The organism is Kocuria sp. KRD140 (genome assembly GCF_017168375.1).
GTDB lineage: Bacteria > Actinomycetota > Actinomycetes > Actinomycetales > Micrococcaceae > Kocuria > Kocuria marina.
The window spans coordinates 1-1857 of record NZ_JABFAW010000022.1 but is presented as its reverse complement, the minus strand read 5'-3'; the positions used below and the strand labels follow the sequence as shown (position 1 = coordinate 1857).

General features: G+C 73.9%; 1 protein-coding gene. It reads right to left on the bottom strand.

Annotated elements, in window-relative coordinates; genetic code table 11:
- Nucleotides 1-1721 (bottom strand): sigma-70 family RNA polymerase sigma factor (locus J1M36_RS12440; protein ID WP_206480010.1); only part of this gene is annotated, 1721 nt, incomplete at its 3' end.
- Between the last annotated feature and the right edge of the window lie 136 nt (nucleotides 1722-1857).

Genomic DNA, 1857 nt, shown 5'->3' with positions numbered 1-1857 from the left:
GAATAAGGGACAGGGACCGGTGTTTGCGTAGCGTCCGACGGCGCGGGGGAGGGTCCCTCGCCCGGGTCCGCGGGGTTCCCTCCCGGGTCCGCGCCACCCGGGGGCGGGCTCGGCGACGGCGTGGGCGGGACGTCCGGATCGGTGCCGAGGTCGGGGGCAGAGGACGACGTCGCACCGCCCGCTCCGTTGCCCGGCGCACCCGGGCGCCCGGGCAGTGGCGCACCGCCCGGCCAGCGACCTTGCGAGTCACCCTGATTGCGGCCGGCCTGGCCGTCCGGGCCTTGTCCCTGGGGGACGTCCTCGCGGGCCTGCTTGGGGCGGGACGCGTCGGAATCGCCGAGGGCCACGGACCCTCCACCGTCGGAACCGCCCGAGTCCCCCTGAGCCACGGACGCGGAATCTCCACCATCGGCGGCACCGCCGTCCGAGTCCCGACCGGCGGAATCCCCCTCGCGGGAATCACTGCCGTCCGCATCGTCGTCGCGACCGGCTGCGGGTGTCTCGGAAGAACCGCGGGCGCCGGACGCAGCGGCGTCGCCGTCGGAAGAGTTCACATCCGGGGGGACGGCGACGGCGGGCGCACCGCCCGAGGGATCGTCCGGCGAGTTGGACACGGCCACGATCCCCACGGCCGCGGCGGCCGCAACCAGGACGCCGACCGCGGCGATCGCCAGGCCCATACCGGACGATGCGAACGCAGCAATCCCCGTGGACTGCCCTGCCGCCACGGCCCCGGACGAGGCGCCCGCGCCGGCCCCGGAGCCGCCGGCACCCGGACCCCCGGACGCTGCGGTGGCGCTCCCCGCCGCGCCGTCGAAAGCCGGGATCCCCGCGACTCCCGGAGCCTGGGACGCGGCACCCCCGAAGCCCGCCAGGGACGTGCCGGTGAGCGCGTCCACGAGCCGACCGCCCGCACCGGCCCACAACGGAAGTCCGGCCAGGACGGGCAGGAGCCAACCCCGCATCCCGATCCCGAGGTCCTGGAGCTGCAGGTACTCGGCGGTGCACCGGGGACAGCGGTCCAGGTGTTCCTGCACGACCTTGGTGCGCGACGGGGTCAGGGAACCGCGCGCGAACGCACCGAGCTGTCGTGAATACTCGCCGCAGTCCTCGAGGGCCCGCGCCGAGACGTGTTCCTGCATGTAGGCGGTGCGGAGTCCCTCCCGTGCGCGCGTGCCCAGCGCGGAGACCGCGTTGGGTTGAATGCCCACGGCGGAGGCCACCTGACGCGGCTTGCGCCCCTCGATCTCGAGGTACCACAGCACTTCCTGCCAGCGCTCTGGCAGGGACGCGAACGCGCGGGCCACCACCACGGAGTCCACCTGGCGCACTACGGTGTCCTCGAACAGTTGCACACGGTCCAGCGGCCCGTCCGGTTGGGGGTCCACGGGACGCGTGCGGCTGAGTTCGTTGGCGCGGTCCGCAGCGAGCCGGGACACGGCCGTAACGAGGTAGGCGCGCAGGAACTCCCGGGGGCCCTTGCCCTCCTTGAGCAGCGCGAACACGCGCGTGAACGCCTCGGAGACGAGGTCCTCCGCTTCCGGCTCGTTGCGGGAATGCATGCGGGCCACGGCCAGTGCCGCCCCGCGGTGCCGTTCGTAGAGCGTGGCGAAGGCATGCGAGTCACCCTCGCGGACCGCGCGTAACAGGTGTTCGTCGCTGATGCGTTGGCCGCCCTGGCCCGGGTGGTCCCCGGTGCCGGGAACTGCTCTGTGTGACATGGCGCTCTCTGCCCACTGGAAGTAACTCGGTACCTCCATTGTGACAGCCGCGGGCGCTGCGCGGCAGTCGCGACCCCGCCCCTCCCCCGCGTTCCCGCTGTCACCGCGCCGGCCCGGTCATGGCCGGGGGCGGGAC